The organism is Gemmatimonadota bacterium, assembly GCA_040388625.1.
GTDB lineage: Bacteria > Gemmatimonadota > Gemmatimonadetes > Gemmatimonadales > Gemmatimonadaceae > Fen-1247.
In genome coordinates this window covers 172,702-188,805 of record JAZKBK010000006.1, presented here as the reverse complement: position 1 = coordinate 188,805, position 16,104 = coordinate 172,702, and the positions used below count along the sequence as shown (strand labels likewise).

The following is a 16,104-nucleotide window of genomic DNA, read 5'->3' as shown; positions in this document are numbered from 1 at the left end:
GTCAGGCCTGAAGGTATGGCGCCAGGAGCAGCGCAGTAACGGCATCGAGTACGAGTATCGCAACCGACGTTATGACAACTGCAGCAGCGGTGCTTCGTCCAACACCCTCGGCGCCCGCGTTTGCGTTGTAGCCTTCATAAGAGCAGAAAAACGATATGGCGGCGCCGAATACGGTCGCCTTGATCAGGGAATAGACAATCTGGAAAGGTGCGAACGCGAGCTGCAGGCCTGCCATGAAATCGGATGGAAGGATGTCAGTCGCAACGACCGAGGTAAGAAACGCCATCCCGACGCCCACAGAGTCGGCGAACACTGTGAGGATCGGCAGCATGATTATCGCCGCGATCACCCGTGGCACCACCAGATATGCGATCGGATCGTACGCCAGCGTCTCCAGAGCATCGATCTGCTCCGTCACACGCATCGTTCCCAGCTCCGCCGTGATCCGCGCGCCGACCCTGCCTGTCAGCACCAGCGCCGTGAGCAACGGTCCCAATTCGAGAATCACCGACTGTCTCGATATCAGCCCCACCACCGACAGCTGCACGCCGCCGAAAAGTTGATAACGCGTCTGAAATGCGGTGACGGCACCGATGAACGCTGCGACGATGATCGTGAGCGGTACCGAGTCGACGCCGATGTTGCGCATCTGTCGGATGGTTTCGACGCCGTACGTGCGCCAGTCCGGCAACGCGCGCACGATATCCGCCGCGAAGTATCCGCGCTCGCCAATCCGGGAGAATGGCCGGCTGGCCCTGTCGAGGAACCGCACTCAGGTACGCACGCGCATGAAGAGCGTGAGCCCGATCACACCGAACAAGATACTGGGCAGCCACGCCGCAAGCTCTGGCGGAAGAAGCCCCTTTCCACCAACGGCTTTCGTCAACTGAATCAACATCAGGAATATGATTGTCGTGGCGAGGCTCACGCCCACGCCGTAGGCGGCACCCCCTCGCTGCGTGCTTGTTGCAAGTGGTGCGCCGAAAAGAAGGATCACGAGACTCGTGACCGGGATCGCGATCTTGAGCATTCGCTCCACACGCAGCTCGTTGACGTCCGTGCCCGATCGCTCCATCGCATGAATGAATCGCCCCAGCTCGGCGTAGTCCATCTCAGCAGGCGCCTTGGGCGATGCGGTCAGCTCTTCGGGCTTCTCGGTAAACTGCTTGTCGTACAAGGAATCGTAGGAAAAGGTGATGTTGCTGCTGTTGCTCGTGATGATGTGCATCGTCCCGCGGCCCAGTACCCAGCCCCGCGGCGTGTAGGTAGCGCCCGTCGATGTCGCAATGTACGACGGATAGTCCGATCCACTACCCTTTCGCTCGATCTCGACACCGTCCGCCTTCTTGGTGGCCAGATGCAGCGCGCTGATCTTGTAAACACGTCCAGCAGTCGATGCATAGGCGAAGTTATATCGATCGGTGCTGGCCGAGAACCTCTGCGTCTCCAGAAGTTCCAGCCGCCGCTTGTTCGTGTGCGGCGCGACCTCGCCCAGCACGAGCCCGAGCGCAACCGCGAACAGTGCGCCCACGAAGATCGGCGCGATGAATCTGTAGAAAGAAACGCCCGAAGCCTTGGCCGCCGTGATCTCCGAGTATCGCGTGAGCGATCCGATCGAGAACACGGTCGCGAATAATACCGCTGCCGGTAGAATCATGAACATCGAATCCGGCAGCCAGTACAAATAGCTCAGCGCAATCTGCGACTTCGGTAGGTTGCGCTGGAGATACGTGTTGAGGTTGTCAGTGATGTCGATGATGATCACCAGAACCGGAAAGCCCAGCGCAGTCGTGACGAAAATACGCCAGAATTCGCTGAACACGTATCTGTCCAGCGGCTTGATCATGTGGCTCAGCTTCATGGCTCAGTCCGTCGCTCGCGGATCAGATGCACCACGCGCATCCGTTGCTTCATCCATCCGCGCGCGTTGCCGAGCATCTCCCGCATGTCGCCTCCGCGCGTAGTGGCTCCTTCCTTGCCCATGCGCCAGAGCAGCGCGACCGCAACGGCGGCGAATATCACGTTGGCCGCCCACATCGCGATCACCGGCGGTAACAGCCCCTGCGACGCCGCCGCGGCACCGGCGGTGAGTCCTATGTAATACAGCGCGAACACGAACAGGCTCACGCCGAGCGTGAGTCCGACTCCGCCGCGAGGAAAACGCAGCGCGATGGGTGCGCCCAGCATCACGAACACGAAGCAGGCAACGGCGAGCGCGAATTTCTTGTGGATCTCGATCTCGTACCCGTCAATCAACGTCTTGGCATCCGAAAGTCGTACCTTCGCCACCATGATCGTACTCGGCGTCACCTCGAGCCCCGCACTCGGCGGCGGCGTGGTGTAGATGCGCGCGGGTATCGGTGCAGCGGTCGGTGCGGGCGCCTTCTGTGGGAGTGCTTTGGAGCCGGACTGACTCGGCGGAGGTACTGGCACCGGACCAGCTTTCTGCGCTCCTGGTCTCACCTGTGGCCCACCGCCCGCCTGAGGCACCATCGGCACGGGCGGTGCACCTTGCGCTGAGAGCGTCGGAATACGCAGTTCTTTCAGCAGCCAGCAATACGTCGCGCCCAGCGATATGTTCGACGGCACGTGTGTATCCGTCGCGTACATGTCGGCGCCGAGCTTGACATGGTTGTCTCGCGCCTGCTTCATCCCTTTCAGAAAATCCTTGCGCGCTTCCATGTAATCGGCGCGCCCACGGCGCACCTCTCGCTGCATCTCGCACACGGACATCTCGCGATTGCCCTTGTTCTGCGCGTCGGTGGACTTCTGGAACTGGTTCGCGACTCCCTTCACGGTCACGAGGTCCACGTTGAAGAAGAGCCGTTGCAGCTGCGATGGATTCAACACCGGCACGTCCTGCATCGAGCCGTGGTACAGCGTCAGGAGCAGATCGCTCTGGTTCTTCGCGAGTGCCATGTTGCCGCTGTCGGCGTAGATCGTTCTGCGGCGCGTCGCGTCGCTCAGATCGTAGATGGTCACGTCCCGCATGAGATTCGACGCTTCGTCCAGATGGTTCGCGCGCAGAAACAGCTTCCCCGGACTCACCTCGTTGATTACCTGCTCGCGCAGCGCGAACGTCGGCTTCTTCTGCGCGATGTCCGACTGCAACACTGCCAGCTGATGATTGGTCCTCGGCAGAATCTGATCGTTGAAGACGATCATGAACAGCGTGACGCCGGCCGCGGCTATCAGCACCGGTGTCATGAGGCTCTTGAGACTCACCCCGCTCGCCTTGAGTGCGGTTATCTCGTTCTCCGCGGCAAGGCGACTGAATGCGTGCAGGGTCGCCACGAGCACCGCCATGGGCAGTGTGAGCGCGACCGTGAATGGAATGGAGAGAAGAAAGAACTCCGCGACCGCCGACCAGGGGATCCCCTTTCCGACCAGGTTCCCGAACTGCTTGGCGATGTAGTTGAGCAGCAGGAGCGACGTGAGGGCGGTAAGTGCGAATGTGAGGGGTCCCAGGTGCTCCTTGAGAACGTATCTGGAGAGTATCTTCACGGGGTGAAATTTACAGGGTGGGTCTCCCCCGGGCGCCCTTTGCGAGCGCGCCGGAGAGAGCACGCGTCCCCTGGCTCACGGGGACTGCGCCGGGCCCGCGCATTGGCCTCGTCCTTCGCCGGCCCAATCGCGTTCGCGATCGTGCTTGCGATTGTGCTCTCCAGCGCGCTGGCGTCACCGCTCAGCGCGCAAGTAAAGGACACAACTGTGCACGCGCCGTCACGGCTTCGCGTACGCATCGGGAAGGATACTCTCCCCCTTCAGCTGCCCACGGTCCAGACTCGCACCGACGCCGCACTGTACCGCGAAGCCGAAGCCCAGATCCAGGCGGCCCGCGCCACAGCCTTCCAGTTGAACAGTCGTTCGATACTGGAATCGGTCTGGGGGCAGGTCGCCGTCCAGAATTTTGCCACAGGCCGGCCTCAGCCGCTTTCCGCCGAAGACGCCCAGCAGCGTAAGGCCCGCGAGCCGGTCAAGAATGAACAACTGTTTGGCGACTACGCCGATCTCGGCATTCAGGTCGACTCCAGACTGGAGTTCCGAAACGAGAAGGATGAAACCAACCGCTGCCAGGGAGTCAGCTACTTCCTGGCGGCCAACACCTGTCGCTCCGCCTTCGAGCCTACTCTCGATTTCCAGTATGCGCTCCGATCTGCCGGTGTAGTCGCCGAGCGAGTGCACGTGAACGTGGACTACGACTCGCAGCGCGAGTTCGACGCGTCCAACACCATTTCGATTGCATTCGAGGGCAAGCCCGACGAGTTCATCCAGAAACTCGAGGTCGGCAACGTCACGTTCCAGCCGCCGCCGTCACGCTTCATCACGGCGGCGATCCCAAGTGGCAATTATGGCGTGCAGGCCGTCGCCAACCTCGGTGAGGGAATCAAGCTCCGCAGCATCGTCGCGCAGCAGAAGGGAAACGTGGTTCGCGATCGCGTCTTCACAGTCGGTGATCACGTTCTGCAAGCGGTCGATCGCACGGTCGAAGACTACCAGTTCGAGCCACGCCGCTTCTTCTTCACTGTCGATCCCAAGTTGTTCGCAGGATATCCCAACATCGACATCCTCAACCGGCAGCAGATGACGCAGCTGGCTGCCGCACTTCCCGATACGCTGCGTCCTGCCGCGATATACGTATACCGCCTTCTGATTGGCGGTCAGCCGCCCAATCCGAATGGTCCGCAGTTCCGCATTATCGGTGATCCTCGCTCGCAGAAAGGGCAGGTGTACGAGCTGCTGCGCGAGGGAGTGGACTATTACGCCGATCCGTCCCGCCTCTGGATCGCGCTCGTGCGTCCACTGTCACTCAACAATGAGCGGCTCGTCGTTGCATATCGCGTCCGTGTCGGTGGCGTCCTGACCACTCATGTCACCACTGGCGGAACTCCCGACCTCGAATATTCCACGGCACACGACCAGTTCGCGAATCTCCTGTGGGATCCGAACGTTCAGCCGACGGACGCTGCCTTCCGGCATGAGATTCGTTCGGTGTATCGACTCGGTGGCAGCGACGTCGTGCGTCAGAGCGTGAGCGTGAAGGTCGTTACGGGAAATGCGACCGATCAGGAAAAGCCAGTGACAGGGAAGGCAGCTACCTATCTGCAACTGTTCGGACTCGCACAGCCGACCAACAGCTCGACCTTCGACGTCGAGAATCGTCTCTGGCCACGTCCGACCGATCCCAACTTTGCCCTCGGTGTCGGTGCATTCGGCACGCCCACGATCCGCGATCAGTTCCTGGTCTTTCCGTCGGTGCGTCCATTCGCAAGCAACGGCATGGCCGGCGTAGGGAATCCGCACAACGATACAGTCTACACGACCCCCGCCGATTATCTCATATCGTCGCAACGCCCCGGCGCCGTCTACCACATACGGCTGCGCTACCAGGCGCAGGGTAACGGTAACAACGGAACTCTATCACTCGGCGCGGTGCAGGTACGGCCGAATTCCGAGCGCATTCTCGTTGACAACGTCCTGCTCGCGCGCGGCAGCGATTATTCCGTCGATTACGATCTTGGCCGCGTGAACTTTGCGCGGCCGGATACGTTGTTCCCGCGCCCGCGGCAGGTGACTGTGCAGTTCGAGGAGAATCCGCTGTTCGTGGAAACTCCGACTTCGATATTCGGATCGTCGCTCGAGATACCGCTGTCAAACGGGCAGATCAGTCTCCTGGCGCTGTCACAATCGCAGAAGAGTACCTATACGCGCCCCACGCTCGGCTTGGAGCCGCAATCGATGCTCATCGGTGGCATCAATGCTACGATGAACTTCGATGCCGACCCGCTAACCAGACTGGTGTCCAAGCTTCCGTACGGTCACACCGACGTGCCATCCCATGTTTCGCTCGCCGGCGAATTTGCCGCAAGCAAGCCGCAGCCGAGCGCCGGCCAGCAGGCGTACCTCGAATCGTTCGAGGAAGCCGGCGGTCTCGATGTTCTGCTGGGAGACCAGTACTGGTATTACAGCAGTCAGCCTGCCGTCGCGCACAACGTGCTCGCGAAGTACGGACCCAATCTGCTCGACATCAGTCACGCGACTCAGCTGGCATTTCAGACCAACATACGCGATTCACTGGGCAAGCAGATTCAATTCACGATCGACAAGATCGATCCGGAGGTTGCGTTCTCCGGCGTCGGCGTCGCTGCGCCGGAGCAGATACTCTGGCTCACGCTTTATCCGCTGTCACGCGGGTTGCGCGATGACCAGAACAGCAATGCGCACTGGAGCACCGGGGTGACGCAGACGGGTCGCCGATGGCGCTCCATCCGGACATCGCTCAGTCCATCCGGTGCCGACGTGTCGCGCACTGAAAACGTCGAATTCTGGGCGCTCGTGGATACATCCGCGGTCGGCCGGTCGCGCAACCCGACTCTCGTGTTCGACGTGGGAGAGATCTCTGAAAACTCGGTGGTATTTCAACCCGATACGATCCGCATCCAGGCCGTGAACGCCGTGCTGCGCGATACCGTGATGTCAGGGCGCCGTCTTTCTGGATTCGACAGGCTCAATAGCGAACGCGATCCATTTTCGCGTGCGTTCAACGCAAACGCGAACGACACGGGATTGCCCGGAGATGTCGCGGATAGCGCGGTCGTCATCGCTGACACGATACCAGGCCAGCTTCCCACGCCGCGAATCGTTCCGAAATTCCCGATCTGCAGAAACCGGTATGGCGCGCTCTATCAGGTCGGCGACACGCGCACGAATTGCACCGTTGGCAACGGCCGCCTGGACGAGGAAGATCTCGACGGCGACAACGTGCTCAATCTCAGCAGCACCCAGCGCGAGCAGGAGCAGATAAGACGATTCGTGGTGGATCTTTCCGACGAACGGAGGTTCAATCGCGTCGGAAAGTGCATCGAGCGCCCGGTTGCGCGTGGTGAGACTGTACCGCGCACACCAGTGTGCTGGGTCTTCGTGCGCGTGCCCTTCCGCGCACCCGACGATACACTGAACTCACCGTTGCTGAGTCGCGCGCGCGCCTTGCGTATTACAATGATCTCGGGCGCGGGTGTCGCGGACACGGCGTTCAGTCAGGTGGCGCTGGATCAACTTCGTCTCACGGGCGCACCATGGCTCAAGCGGAGCGAGGCGGCGATTCGCGGTCTGGCAGGCGAGCAGCCCGATCTCGGTTTCGTCACTGTCGGCACCGTCGGGACGCAGGATCGCGGCGTATCGGGAGGCGTGAATTACGATTCTCCACCGGGTGTCACCAATCTGCCCGATCTCAAGGCAACTCCGGTTACCTCGTCGCGCGTTCCCATCAATGAGCATTCGCTCCGCGTCATCGCCGGCGGCCTGAATACGTTCGATCGCGCTGAAGCGTATTATCGGTTCCCCGAAGGCCAGAAGAACTTCATGAGCTACAAGGAACTGCGGGTATGGGCGCGCGGCGTAAGTAACGGATGGGGCGCTGACGGCGAGCTTCAATTCTATGTGAAGCTCGGTCACGATGCCTCCAACTTCTACATGTATCACACGCCGTTGCCGGGTACTGGCGCGGGCCCATCAGCATGGCTCCCTGAAGTCCGCGTCCAGTTCTCCAAGCTCATCGCGCTCCGTGCGCAAATTCAGAATGCGTATCTCCGGGGTTCGCGGCGCAACACGTGTACCGGTGCCGATTCGGTTCTCATCGCGAATACTCCGTTTCAACCAACCACAGCGACAAGTGCCGTGTACGCAGCCTGCTCCGATGGTTACATGGTGTACACCACCGACCCGGGCGTGAACCCGCCCAACCTGGCGGCGATCCAGGAGCTCTCGGTTGGAATGATCCGCGTGCCCGGCACGTCGGCCGCACGTCCGATATCGCCGAGCGACACCCTGGAGTTGTGGGTCGACGACCTGCGGCTCGGCGGAGTCGTCGACGCAACAGGTTTCGCCGGTCAGGTTGCACTTGGCGTCACGGCGAGCGATTTCGCAGATGTTCGCGTCAACCTGACGCGCCGCGATCCCAACTTCCGCCAGCTCGGGGACCAACCGACGTATCTCACGGACAATACGGTGGATGTGAGTGCGGCGTTCCGTTTGGAGAAGCTGCTGCCGCGCTCGCTGGGTTACGCAATTCCAGTCACATTCAACTACAGTGGCGCGTCCAGCGTCCCAACTTATCTGACGCAATCAGACATCGACGCGAGCGCGGTGCCCGGGCTCAGATCGCCCCACAACGGAGCTACGTCCGTAACATTCGGCGTCAAGCGCGCGACTCCGGTCACGGGTGGAACGCTTGCGCCCGTGTTGAACAATCTGAGCATGCAGGGAACGTACACATCGGCCGACGCTCAGAGCGAGTATGAGGACGGTCACGCCCATGACCTCCGTGTCGGCCTGGAGTACAATCTCATTCGTGCCCTCGCGCCCTCGCTCGCAACCGTGCTGCCGACCGAGGTTTATCTCACCTCGACGTACGAGAACGGCAATGACCGGCGATTGACCTATCTCAAGCCCGCCGGGGCGTTGGATGATACAGCGCAGGTCGTCAACGGCCTCACGAATACCATCAGCAATGGGGGCGCGATCGCGTTTCATCCGCTCCGCAATAGTACCATTCGATTCAACATGTCCTCGCTGCGCGACATGAGGTCTTACGCGGAAATCCCGAACCTCGGGGTGGTCGATGCGCAGGAGCGCAATCGTTTTGCTGGATTCGACACCGGCCTCGAGCGCCAGCGTACCGTGGGGACGCAGCTGAGCTACAGTGTTACGCCTCTGCCGTGGCTGCGTGCCCGCTTCAACAGCAGCTCGAACTACAACATGCTGCGCGACCCCAACACACTCGACTTCATACGTGCAGCCGATTCCCTCGGTGAGTTCCGCATTCCGCGCAATATCGGCAACACCCAGAACGCCAATATCGGTTTCACGATCGACTTTCGCGCGCTCGCAGGTGCTACGTCGTTCATTCCGGGTGTGAAGGCGATGATCAGTGCATTTCAACCGCTGGACGTATCGCTGGACCGAAACGTGCTTACGGCGTACGACGGCGCCGCGGCGTCGGCGCCACTCATGTTTCAACTTGGGTTCGGTAGTGTAAGCCAGTTCAGACACATCGGATCGGAGTCGGCGACCAGTGCGGGTGTAAACGATCAGCTCACCCTGTCGCAGACGATCAACCTGCCGTTCGGCGCCACGCTCACCAACCACCTGCAGAGACTCACGCAACGAAGCTGGACGTTGCGATCGGACAACGGCCAGGATGTGGGAGATGCGACGCAACTCGTCTTTCCCGATGTTGCGTTGCGCTGGACCAAGCGCGTCGCCGACTCCACAGCGTTGATCCGGAACTTCAGCGCGAGTGCGCGGGTTGCCGGCACGACTCAGCGACTCGCCAGCCCGGGTGAGTTCTCGCTGCCGGATGGCGAGAACGGCGAAACGCGCATTCGCAGCTACCCCGTTTCACTGAGCGCCATATGGGCGGGATCGCGTCCGCTCACGACTTCGCTCGGGGTCAATCTCGTTCAGCGTCTGGACAACGAGCCGGGCCTCAGTGGGCGCGGGACTTCGATGGACATAAATGCCGATGTGGCCCGGGCGTTCGCGCTTCCCGCGCAATGGCATCCGCACGGCGACCTGCGTACGCGGCTCTCGTTCCAGAACAGTCACGGCAAGAGCTACGTGCTCAATCCGCTCGACATCGTGGGTCGCAGCCGCCTCACCGACAACGGTCGTCGCTCGGCCAGCTTCTCCGCTGATACCGACGTATCGGATACGATGACGTCCACCTTCGTAATCTCCCGCGTCAATAGCTTCGACGCCAACCTCAGTAGAACGTTCACGCAAACCGTCCTGAGCGCGATTCTCCATCTGCAGTTCTACTCGGGCGAGATGCACTGACCCCGTCGGCCGCAGACAGCCAACGACCGATGCGCGGAGTATCTTTTCTCCGTCCACCTACACGCTACGTATGAATCGATTGCTCCTCTATCTTGCCATTCTCCCCCTTGTCGCCGGTTGTCAGAAGTCCAAAACGGGATTCGATGGCGAAGCGGCGTACCGCTACGCCGGCACGCAGGTGTCATTCGGACCACGTATTCCAGGCTCGCCAGGCTGGCAGAAGGCCGGTGACTGGATAGTCGCCCAGATGCGCACCCGCGCCGACACGGTCATCGAGCAGCGCTGGATGCACACGCTCGCAAACGGCGACAGCATCCCCATGCGTAATATCCTCGCGCGATTCCGTCCGCAGGCGACCGATCGAGTGCTCTACGTCACGCACTGGGATACCAGGCCAATCGCCGATAGCGACCCCAACCCGGCCAATCGGACCAAGCCCATCCTCGGCGCCAACGACGGAGCCTCCGGTGTCGGTCTCTTCGTAGCACTCGGCGACCTCCTCAAGAAGACACCACCGAACGTCGGTGTGGATCTGCTCTTCGTCGACGGCGAGGATTATGGCAGCTTCGGTCCGCCCAAGGACGTCGACGTGCTGATAGGATCGACGTACTTCGCGTCGCATCTACCGTCTGCCGGCTACCAGCCCATCTTCGGCGTTCTCTTCGACATGATCGGCGACAAGGAGCTCAATATCTACGAGGAGCAGAACTCCGTCGCACGCGCACCCGAGGTTGTGTCACGTGTGTGGAAGACCGCTGATGATCTCGGCTACTCCCAGTACTTCCTGCCGCAGATGGGACTCGCCGTAACCGACGATCACATCCCGCTGCTTCAGGCCGGCCTTCGTGTGATCGACGTCATCGACATCGACTACGAATCCCCCACCAACAACTATCACCACACCCTCGCCGACACGATGGACAAGATCTCCGCCAAATCTCTCGGCATCGTAGGTGACGTCGCCGCCGCCCTCGTGACCACGCGCTAGCGCCACCCCCGCGTACCAGTAAGGGCAGGCCCCCGTGCCTGCCCCGACGAGGCCCAGTGCCCCAGCACCCGCTGCAGCAGCACCACTGCGGCCCCCCCGCTGACGACGCCTCGCGCTCCCGCTCCCGCTACGGAGTGGCACGGTACTGTCCCACCGCTCTGACGCAGGCCCCCACCCCCGCCACCCCCTCGCACCGAAACGATCCAACCCGCCGCTCCTCGATCACCCCCGCCGCGCCGTTTGCTCCGATGTTGCCTCCATGGCAACCCCAGCTGAACGAAAGGCACTCCTCTTCTTCGGAATCGTCGCGATCCTCGGCGCTGGCGTCCGCGTCTGGCGCGCACGAAGTCCGGCCGGGCCACGCCCTTCCACAGACACATTTGTGTCCGAACCGACTGGTTCGGCACCGGGCGGCCCGGGCAAGTCGTCCAGTTCAAGGCGTAAAACCGCTCGAACCGGAGCCGGCGGGTCAAGAACGAGTCAGATCATCCGAGACTCAAATTCAATAATCGACCTTGATCGGGCCACGATGTCCGAGATCGATGCAATTGGTGTACTCCCTAAGGGTATGGCTCGTCTTATTGTAGCGGACCGGGATTCGTTCGGACCGTTTGGCTCGTTAGGGGAGTTGCAACGTGTTCCGTTCCTTTCAGCAAGTACCTTAAGAAAACTGGCACCCAGAGTGACATTCTCTCGCATTCCACGACCCCGGAATACAGTCATTCGTCCCCGCCCACTTCCGGTGAGCACATCCGGACGGCGGAAAGCGGCGGCCAACCCATGACGGCCACTGTTGCGCCAGTCGCGCAGAGCGCGGAGCGCATCGGCGCCCTCCTCGTTTCCGAAGGCCTCATCTCCCGTGAACAGCTCGCGCAGGCATTGCAGGAGCAGCGCAGCAACGGCGGGCGACTAGGCTACACGCTCGTCAAGCTGGGAATGGTCGAGGAGCTGACGCTCACCCGTCTGCTCGCGCGCCAGTACAAGATCCCCGCCGTCGATCTTACAAAGTCGGACATCGATCCCGCGCTGGTTCGGCTCGTTCCCGCCGAGATCGCGATTCAGCATCTCGTGCTTCCGCTCAAGCGCGAAGGTCGTGTGCTGTACGTGGCGATGGCGGACCCGACGAACATTCGCGTCATCGACGATCTGAAGTTCCGCACGCGCTCGGACATATATCCCGTGATCGCTGGCGAGTACACTCTGCGCACGATGATCGAGCGAGTGTATCCCGAAGAATCGATGACTGACGTCGGAATGGAGCGCCTTCTCGACGACATCGACCTCGGTGACGAAGACGTCGAGATGGTCGAGGAAGAGCAGGAGGAGATGACTGCCGCAGCGTTGACAGTCGCAGTCAACGAAGCGCCAGTCGTCAAGCTCATCAATGCGATTCTCACCGACGCGCTGCACAAGGGCGCGTCGGACGTCCACTTCGAGTGTTTCGAGAAGGAGCTGCGCGTTCGCTATCGCGTCGACGGCGTGCTTCGCGAAGTAATGAAACCGCCGTTCAAGATGCGCGCGGCTCTCATTTCGCGCTTCAAGATCATGGCCGGCCTGAACATCGCAGAGCGACGCGTGCCGCAGGACGGACGTATCAAGCTCAAAATCGGCCGCAAGGTCATCGACTTCCGCGTCTCCACGCTTCCCACTCTGTTCGGTGAGAAGGTCGTACTGCGTATTCTCGACAAGGGAAATCTCACCCTCGACCTGGAGACGTTCGGCATCGAGCCGCGTGCAGAGCGCGAGCTGATGGAAGCAGTCCAGAATCCGTACGGCATGGTGCTGGTCACGGGACCAACCGGTTCCGGTAAGACGACTACACTGTATTCCGCGCTGTCCAAGGTGAACACGGTCGATGTCAACATCATGACCGCCGAGGACCCCGTCGAGTACAACCTTTACGGCATCAATCAGGTCCAGGTACGCACCGAGATCGGCATGAGCTTCGCCGCGGCGCTGAAAGCCTTCCTGCGCCAGGATCCGAACATCATCATGGTCGGTGAGGTTCGAGATCTCGAAACGGGCGGCATCGCGATCAAGGCAGCTCTCACGGGTCACCTCGTCATGAGCACCCTGCACACCAACTCGGCGCCTGAAACCGTTACGCGTTTGCTGGATATGGGACTGGAGCCGTTCAACGTCGCGAGTGCGCTCAATCTCATTCTTGCGCAGCGGCTCGTGCGCCGCATCTGTCCTAACTGCAAGACCCGCTACGTACCCGACGACATCGAGTTGACCGGAGCCAAGGTCAAGGCATCGACCACGCTTCGCGAGCTGCGATTCACCGAGATGTCGCTCAACGATGCTCGCTCGCGCGCGACGCCTGAAGCGGCGCCGCACCTGAACGGTCTATCGCTCTCGACCACCATTGGCGAGCTGCCCTTCTTCAAGGGTAAGGGCTGCGATGCGTGCGGAGGCACCGGACTCAAAGGCCGGCAGGGTCTCTACGAAGTCATGTTTGTGACCTCGGAGCTGCGCAAGATCATCATGAAGAATGGCGACGCCGACGACATCAAGGACGCAGCTATCGGCCAGGGAATGTTGACCCTGAGAATGGACGGATGGCTCAAGGTCCTGAAGGGAATCACGACACTTGATCAGGTAATACGCGAGACCGCTGCGTGACCCCGCATCGGTCTTTGCAGTCGTTTACGAAGCACATTTTCGGCTCCGTCAGGGGTCGCGCACTCAAACGCAAGAGCACATGACTGCACCAGCCTCGTCATTCAGACCACAACCTTCCGAACCGCCCGGCGGTCCACACGCCGCGCGGTCGATGGAGCAGCCTCTGGCAGGCCCGGGTACGCCGCAGCCCAATTCGCCGCGCGCGCCGGAGCTCAGCCTCCGCGGCCTGCTCGAGGAGATGATCGAGCGAGGCGCGTCGGATCTGCACGTCGTATGCAACACCCGTCCCAAGTTGCGCATCAACGGTGACATCACGGATTCGCGCTTTCCATTGGCTCTCACGCCGAAGGAGACGCTTCAGCTCGCGTACTCCGTTCTTACCGATCAACAGAAGAAGCGTTTCGAGGTCGAGGACGAGCTCGACTTCTCGTTCGGTCTTGCGAACCTGGCTCGATTCCGCGGGAACGTATTCAAGCAGCGCGGCTCGGTATCAATTGTCTTCCGGCAGATTCCGTTCACTGTCCGTACGTTCGAAGAGCTGAAGCTTCCCGCAGCGGTATCCAAGATGGCCGAGCGTCCGCGCGGCCTTGTGCTCGTCACGGGTCCCACCGGCTCCGGAAAATCGACGACGCTCGCCGCCATGATCGACCGGATCAATCGCGAGCGGCGCGGGCACATCATAACAGTCGAAGATCCGATCGAGTTCATCCACCGTCACCAGGGTTGCATCGTCAACCAGCGTGAGGTTGGTACCGACACGAAGTCATTCGCCACCGCTCTCAAGTATGCCTTGCGCGAAGATCCCGACGTGATCCTCATCGGCGAGATGCGCGATCTGGAGACGATTCAGGCCGCACTCACGATCGCCGAGACGGGCCACCTCGCCTTCGCAACGCTGCACACGAATTCAGCCGCGGAAGCGATCAACCGCATCATCGACGTCTTCCCGAGCCACCAGCAGCCGCAGGTGCGCGCGCAGCTCGCATTCGTGCTCGAGGGAATCGTCAGCCAGACCCTTGTGCAGACAGTAGGTGGCAAGGCTCGCGCGATGGCCGCCGAGGTTCTGGTGATGAACCAGGCCGTCCGTGCGCTCATCCGCGACGACAAGATCCACCAGATATACTCGACCATGCAGTCGGGAAAGAAGTACGGAATGCAGACACTCAACGATTCGCTGTACGCACTCTACATGGCGCGTGAAGTATCCGCCGAGGAGTGTCTTCGCGTCAGTGGTGACCCTGCGGAATTCATGCGCATGACCGGTGTGAACGCCGACGGTGAGCCGAGCAAGGATGGACCGGTAAGGGGCACGGCACAGACGCCGTATTCCACAAGTGGAGGCAGGAGGTAACAGATGCCAAGTTTCGCATACACCGCCCGTTCAGCAGCCGGCGAGCTCAAGTCAGCGACCATCGACGCAGCGTCCAAGGATGACGTCATAGCTCAGTTACGGCGTCAGCGTTTGACACTCGTCAAGATCGAGGATGAATCAAAGAAGAAGTCCAAGCGTCTCGGACGAGTAAAAACGCGTGATATCGTCATATTCACGCGCCAGTTCTCGACGATGATCAACTCCGGCCTCCCGCTGGTGCAGGCGCTCGACATTCTGTCCAAGCAGACCGACAACAAGGCGCTGGCCTCGGTGACACGTGAGGTGGTGTTCGACGTGGAGAGCGGTCACACACTTGCCGACGCATTGCGCAAGCATCCCAAGGCGTTCACCGAGCTGTACGTCAACATGGTCGCCGCGGGTGAGGCCGGCGGTATTCTCGATACGATCCTCATGCGTCTCGCGACGTTCATGGAGAAGAACGACGCCCTCATTCGCAAGGTGAAGGGCGCGATGATCTATCCAGGCGTCATTATGTCCGTCGCGTTCATCGCGGTGACGACGCTGTTGCTCTTTGTCATTCCTGTCTTCCAGAAGATGTTCGGATCTGTGGGTCTCGCACTGCCGATGCCGACGCGCATAGTGATCGGGGCATCGAACCTGCTCAAGAGCTACTGGTGGCTGATGGGCGGAGTGGGCGCAGGCGTCGTGATGTTTCTCGCCAGATACTACCGCACGCCTGACGGCAAGCTGCGGATCGATCGCATGCTGCTGAGAGTTCCGATCCTGGGCGACGTGCTCCGAAAGAGCGCGGTCTCTCGCTTCACCCGCACGCTCGGTACGCTGATCAGCTCAGGCGTGAGTATTCTCGACGGCCTCGAGATAACGGCGAAGACCGCCGGCAACCGCGTGATTCAGGATGCCATCATGGCCAGTCGCGCAAGCATCGCCGGCGGTGACACGATCGCGCAGCCACTCGCCAAGAGCAAGGTATTCCCACCGATGGTCATCTCGATGATCTCGGTCGGTGAGCAGACAGGCGGGTTGGACGAGATGCTGTCCAAGATCGCCGACTTCTATGATGAAGAAGTGGATGCGGCGGTGACGGGATTGCTGGCGGCGTTGGAGCCGTTGATGATAGTGTTTCTCGGCGTGGTGGTTGGTGGCATGGTCGTCGCCATGTACTTGCCGATCTTCGACATGATCAACGCTGTGCAGTAGGGATTGTACATGCGGAGGTTTTGTTGCACCTGAAAACCGATTTACTGATTTGCCGGAAAACTCACTTGCCGTTTCGCGCCAGTGATGGCGACAGTGGCGATTG

8 protein-coding genes are annotated in these 16,104 nt (G+C 60.8%); 5 read left to right on the top strand and 3 right to left on the bottom strand.

What is annotated here, in order from left to right:
• Position 1: 1 nt before the first annotated feature.
• Genes V4529_14360 through V4529_14350 form a run of 3 tightly spaced genes read right to left on the bottom strand, consistent with a single transcriptional unit; the run spans position 2 to position 3,504 of the window.
• Positions 2 to 772 carry an ABC transporter permease gene (locus tag V4529_14360; GenBank protein ID MES2359513.1) on the bottom strand — a complete coding sequence of 257 codons (771 nt, stop codon included), beginning with the start codon at positions 770 to 772 and terminating at the stop codon, positions 2 to 4.
• Positions 773 to 1,861 carry an LptF/LptG family permease gene (locus V4529_14355; protein ID MES2359512.1) on the bottom strand — a complete coding sequence of 363 codons (1,089 nt, stop codon included), beginning with the start codon at positions 1,859 to 1,861 and terminating at the stop codon, positions 773 to 775.
• Positions 1,858 to 3,504 carry an LptF/LptG family permease gene (locus V4529_14350; GenBank protein MES2359511.1) on the bottom strand — a complete coding sequence of 549 codons (1,647 nt, stop codon included), beginning with the start codon at positions 3,502 to 3,504 and terminating at the stop codon, positions 1,858 to 1,860. The genes V4529_14355 and V4529_14350 overlap by 4 nt, the downstream gene beginning before the upstream one ends.
• A gap of 102 nt (positions 3,505 to 3,606) precedes the next feature.
• On the opposite strand from V4529_14350, the gene sprA reads away from it, so the two are divergent.
• The 5 genes from sprA to V4529_14325 all read left to right on the top strand — a co-directional run bounded on the left by sprA (position 3,607) and on the right by V4529_14325 (position 16,001).
• Positions 3,607 to 9,837, top strand: coding sequence for a cell surface protein SprA (gene sprA, locus V4529_14345; protein ID MES2359510.1), 6,231 nt, complete (start codon positions 3,607 to 3,609; stop codon positions 9,835 to 9,837).
• A 70-nt stretch (positions 9,838 to 9,907) separates the two neighbouring features.
• The gene (locus tag V4529_14340; GenBank protein ID MES2359509.1) at positions 9,908 to 10,825 is read left to right on the top strand and encodes a M28 family peptidase; all 918 of its coding nucleotides are present in this window, start codon (positions 9,908 to 9,910) and stop codon (positions 10,823 to 10,825) included.
• Positions 10,826 to 11,605: 780 nt separating this feature from the next.
• The gene (locus V4529_14335; GenBank protein MES2359508.1) at positions 11,606 to 13,450 is read left to right on the top strand and encodes an ATPase, T2SS/T4P/T4SS family; all 1,845 of its coding nucleotides are present in this window, start codon (positions 11,606 to 11,608) and stop codon (positions 13,448 to 13,450) included.
• A gap of 79 nt (positions 13,451 to 13,529) precedes the next feature.
• Positions 13,530 to 14,801, top strand: a complete 1,272-nt coding sequence (locus V4529_14330; protein ID MES2359507.1) for a type IV pilus twitching motility protein PilT — start codon at positions 13,530 to 13,532, stop codon at positions 14,799 to 14,801.
• Positions 14,802 to 14,804: 3 nt separating this feature from the next.
• A complete protein-coding gene (locus V4529_14325) occupies positions 14,805 to 16,001 on the top strand; it encodes a type II secretion system F family protein (protein ID MES2359506.1) in 1,197 nt (398 codons plus the stop codon).
• Positions 16,002 to 16,104 lie beyond the last annotated feature (103 nt).

Bases quoted from the DNA above. Each gene is read 5' to 3' on its own strand.
- V4529_14335 (MES2359508.1), top strand. From the start codon at position 11,606: ATGACGGCCACTGTTGCGCCAGTCGCGCAGAGCGCGGAGCGCATCGGC.
- V4529_14325 (MES2359506.1), top strand. From the start codon at position 14,805: ATGCCAAGTTTCGCATACACCGCCCGTTCAGCAGCCGGCGAGCTCAAG.
- V4529_14355 (MES2359512.1), bottom strand. From the start codon at position 1,861: ATGAAGCTGAGCCACATGATCAAGCCGCTGGACAGATACGTGTTCAGC.
- V4529_14340 (MES2359509.1), top strand. From the start codon at position 9,908: ATGAATCGATTGCTCCTCTATCTTGCCATTCTCCCCCTTGTCGCCGGT.
- V4529_14330 (MES2359507.1), top strand. From the start codon at position 13,530: ATGACTGCACCAGCCTCGTCATTCAGACCACAACCTTCCGAACCGCCC.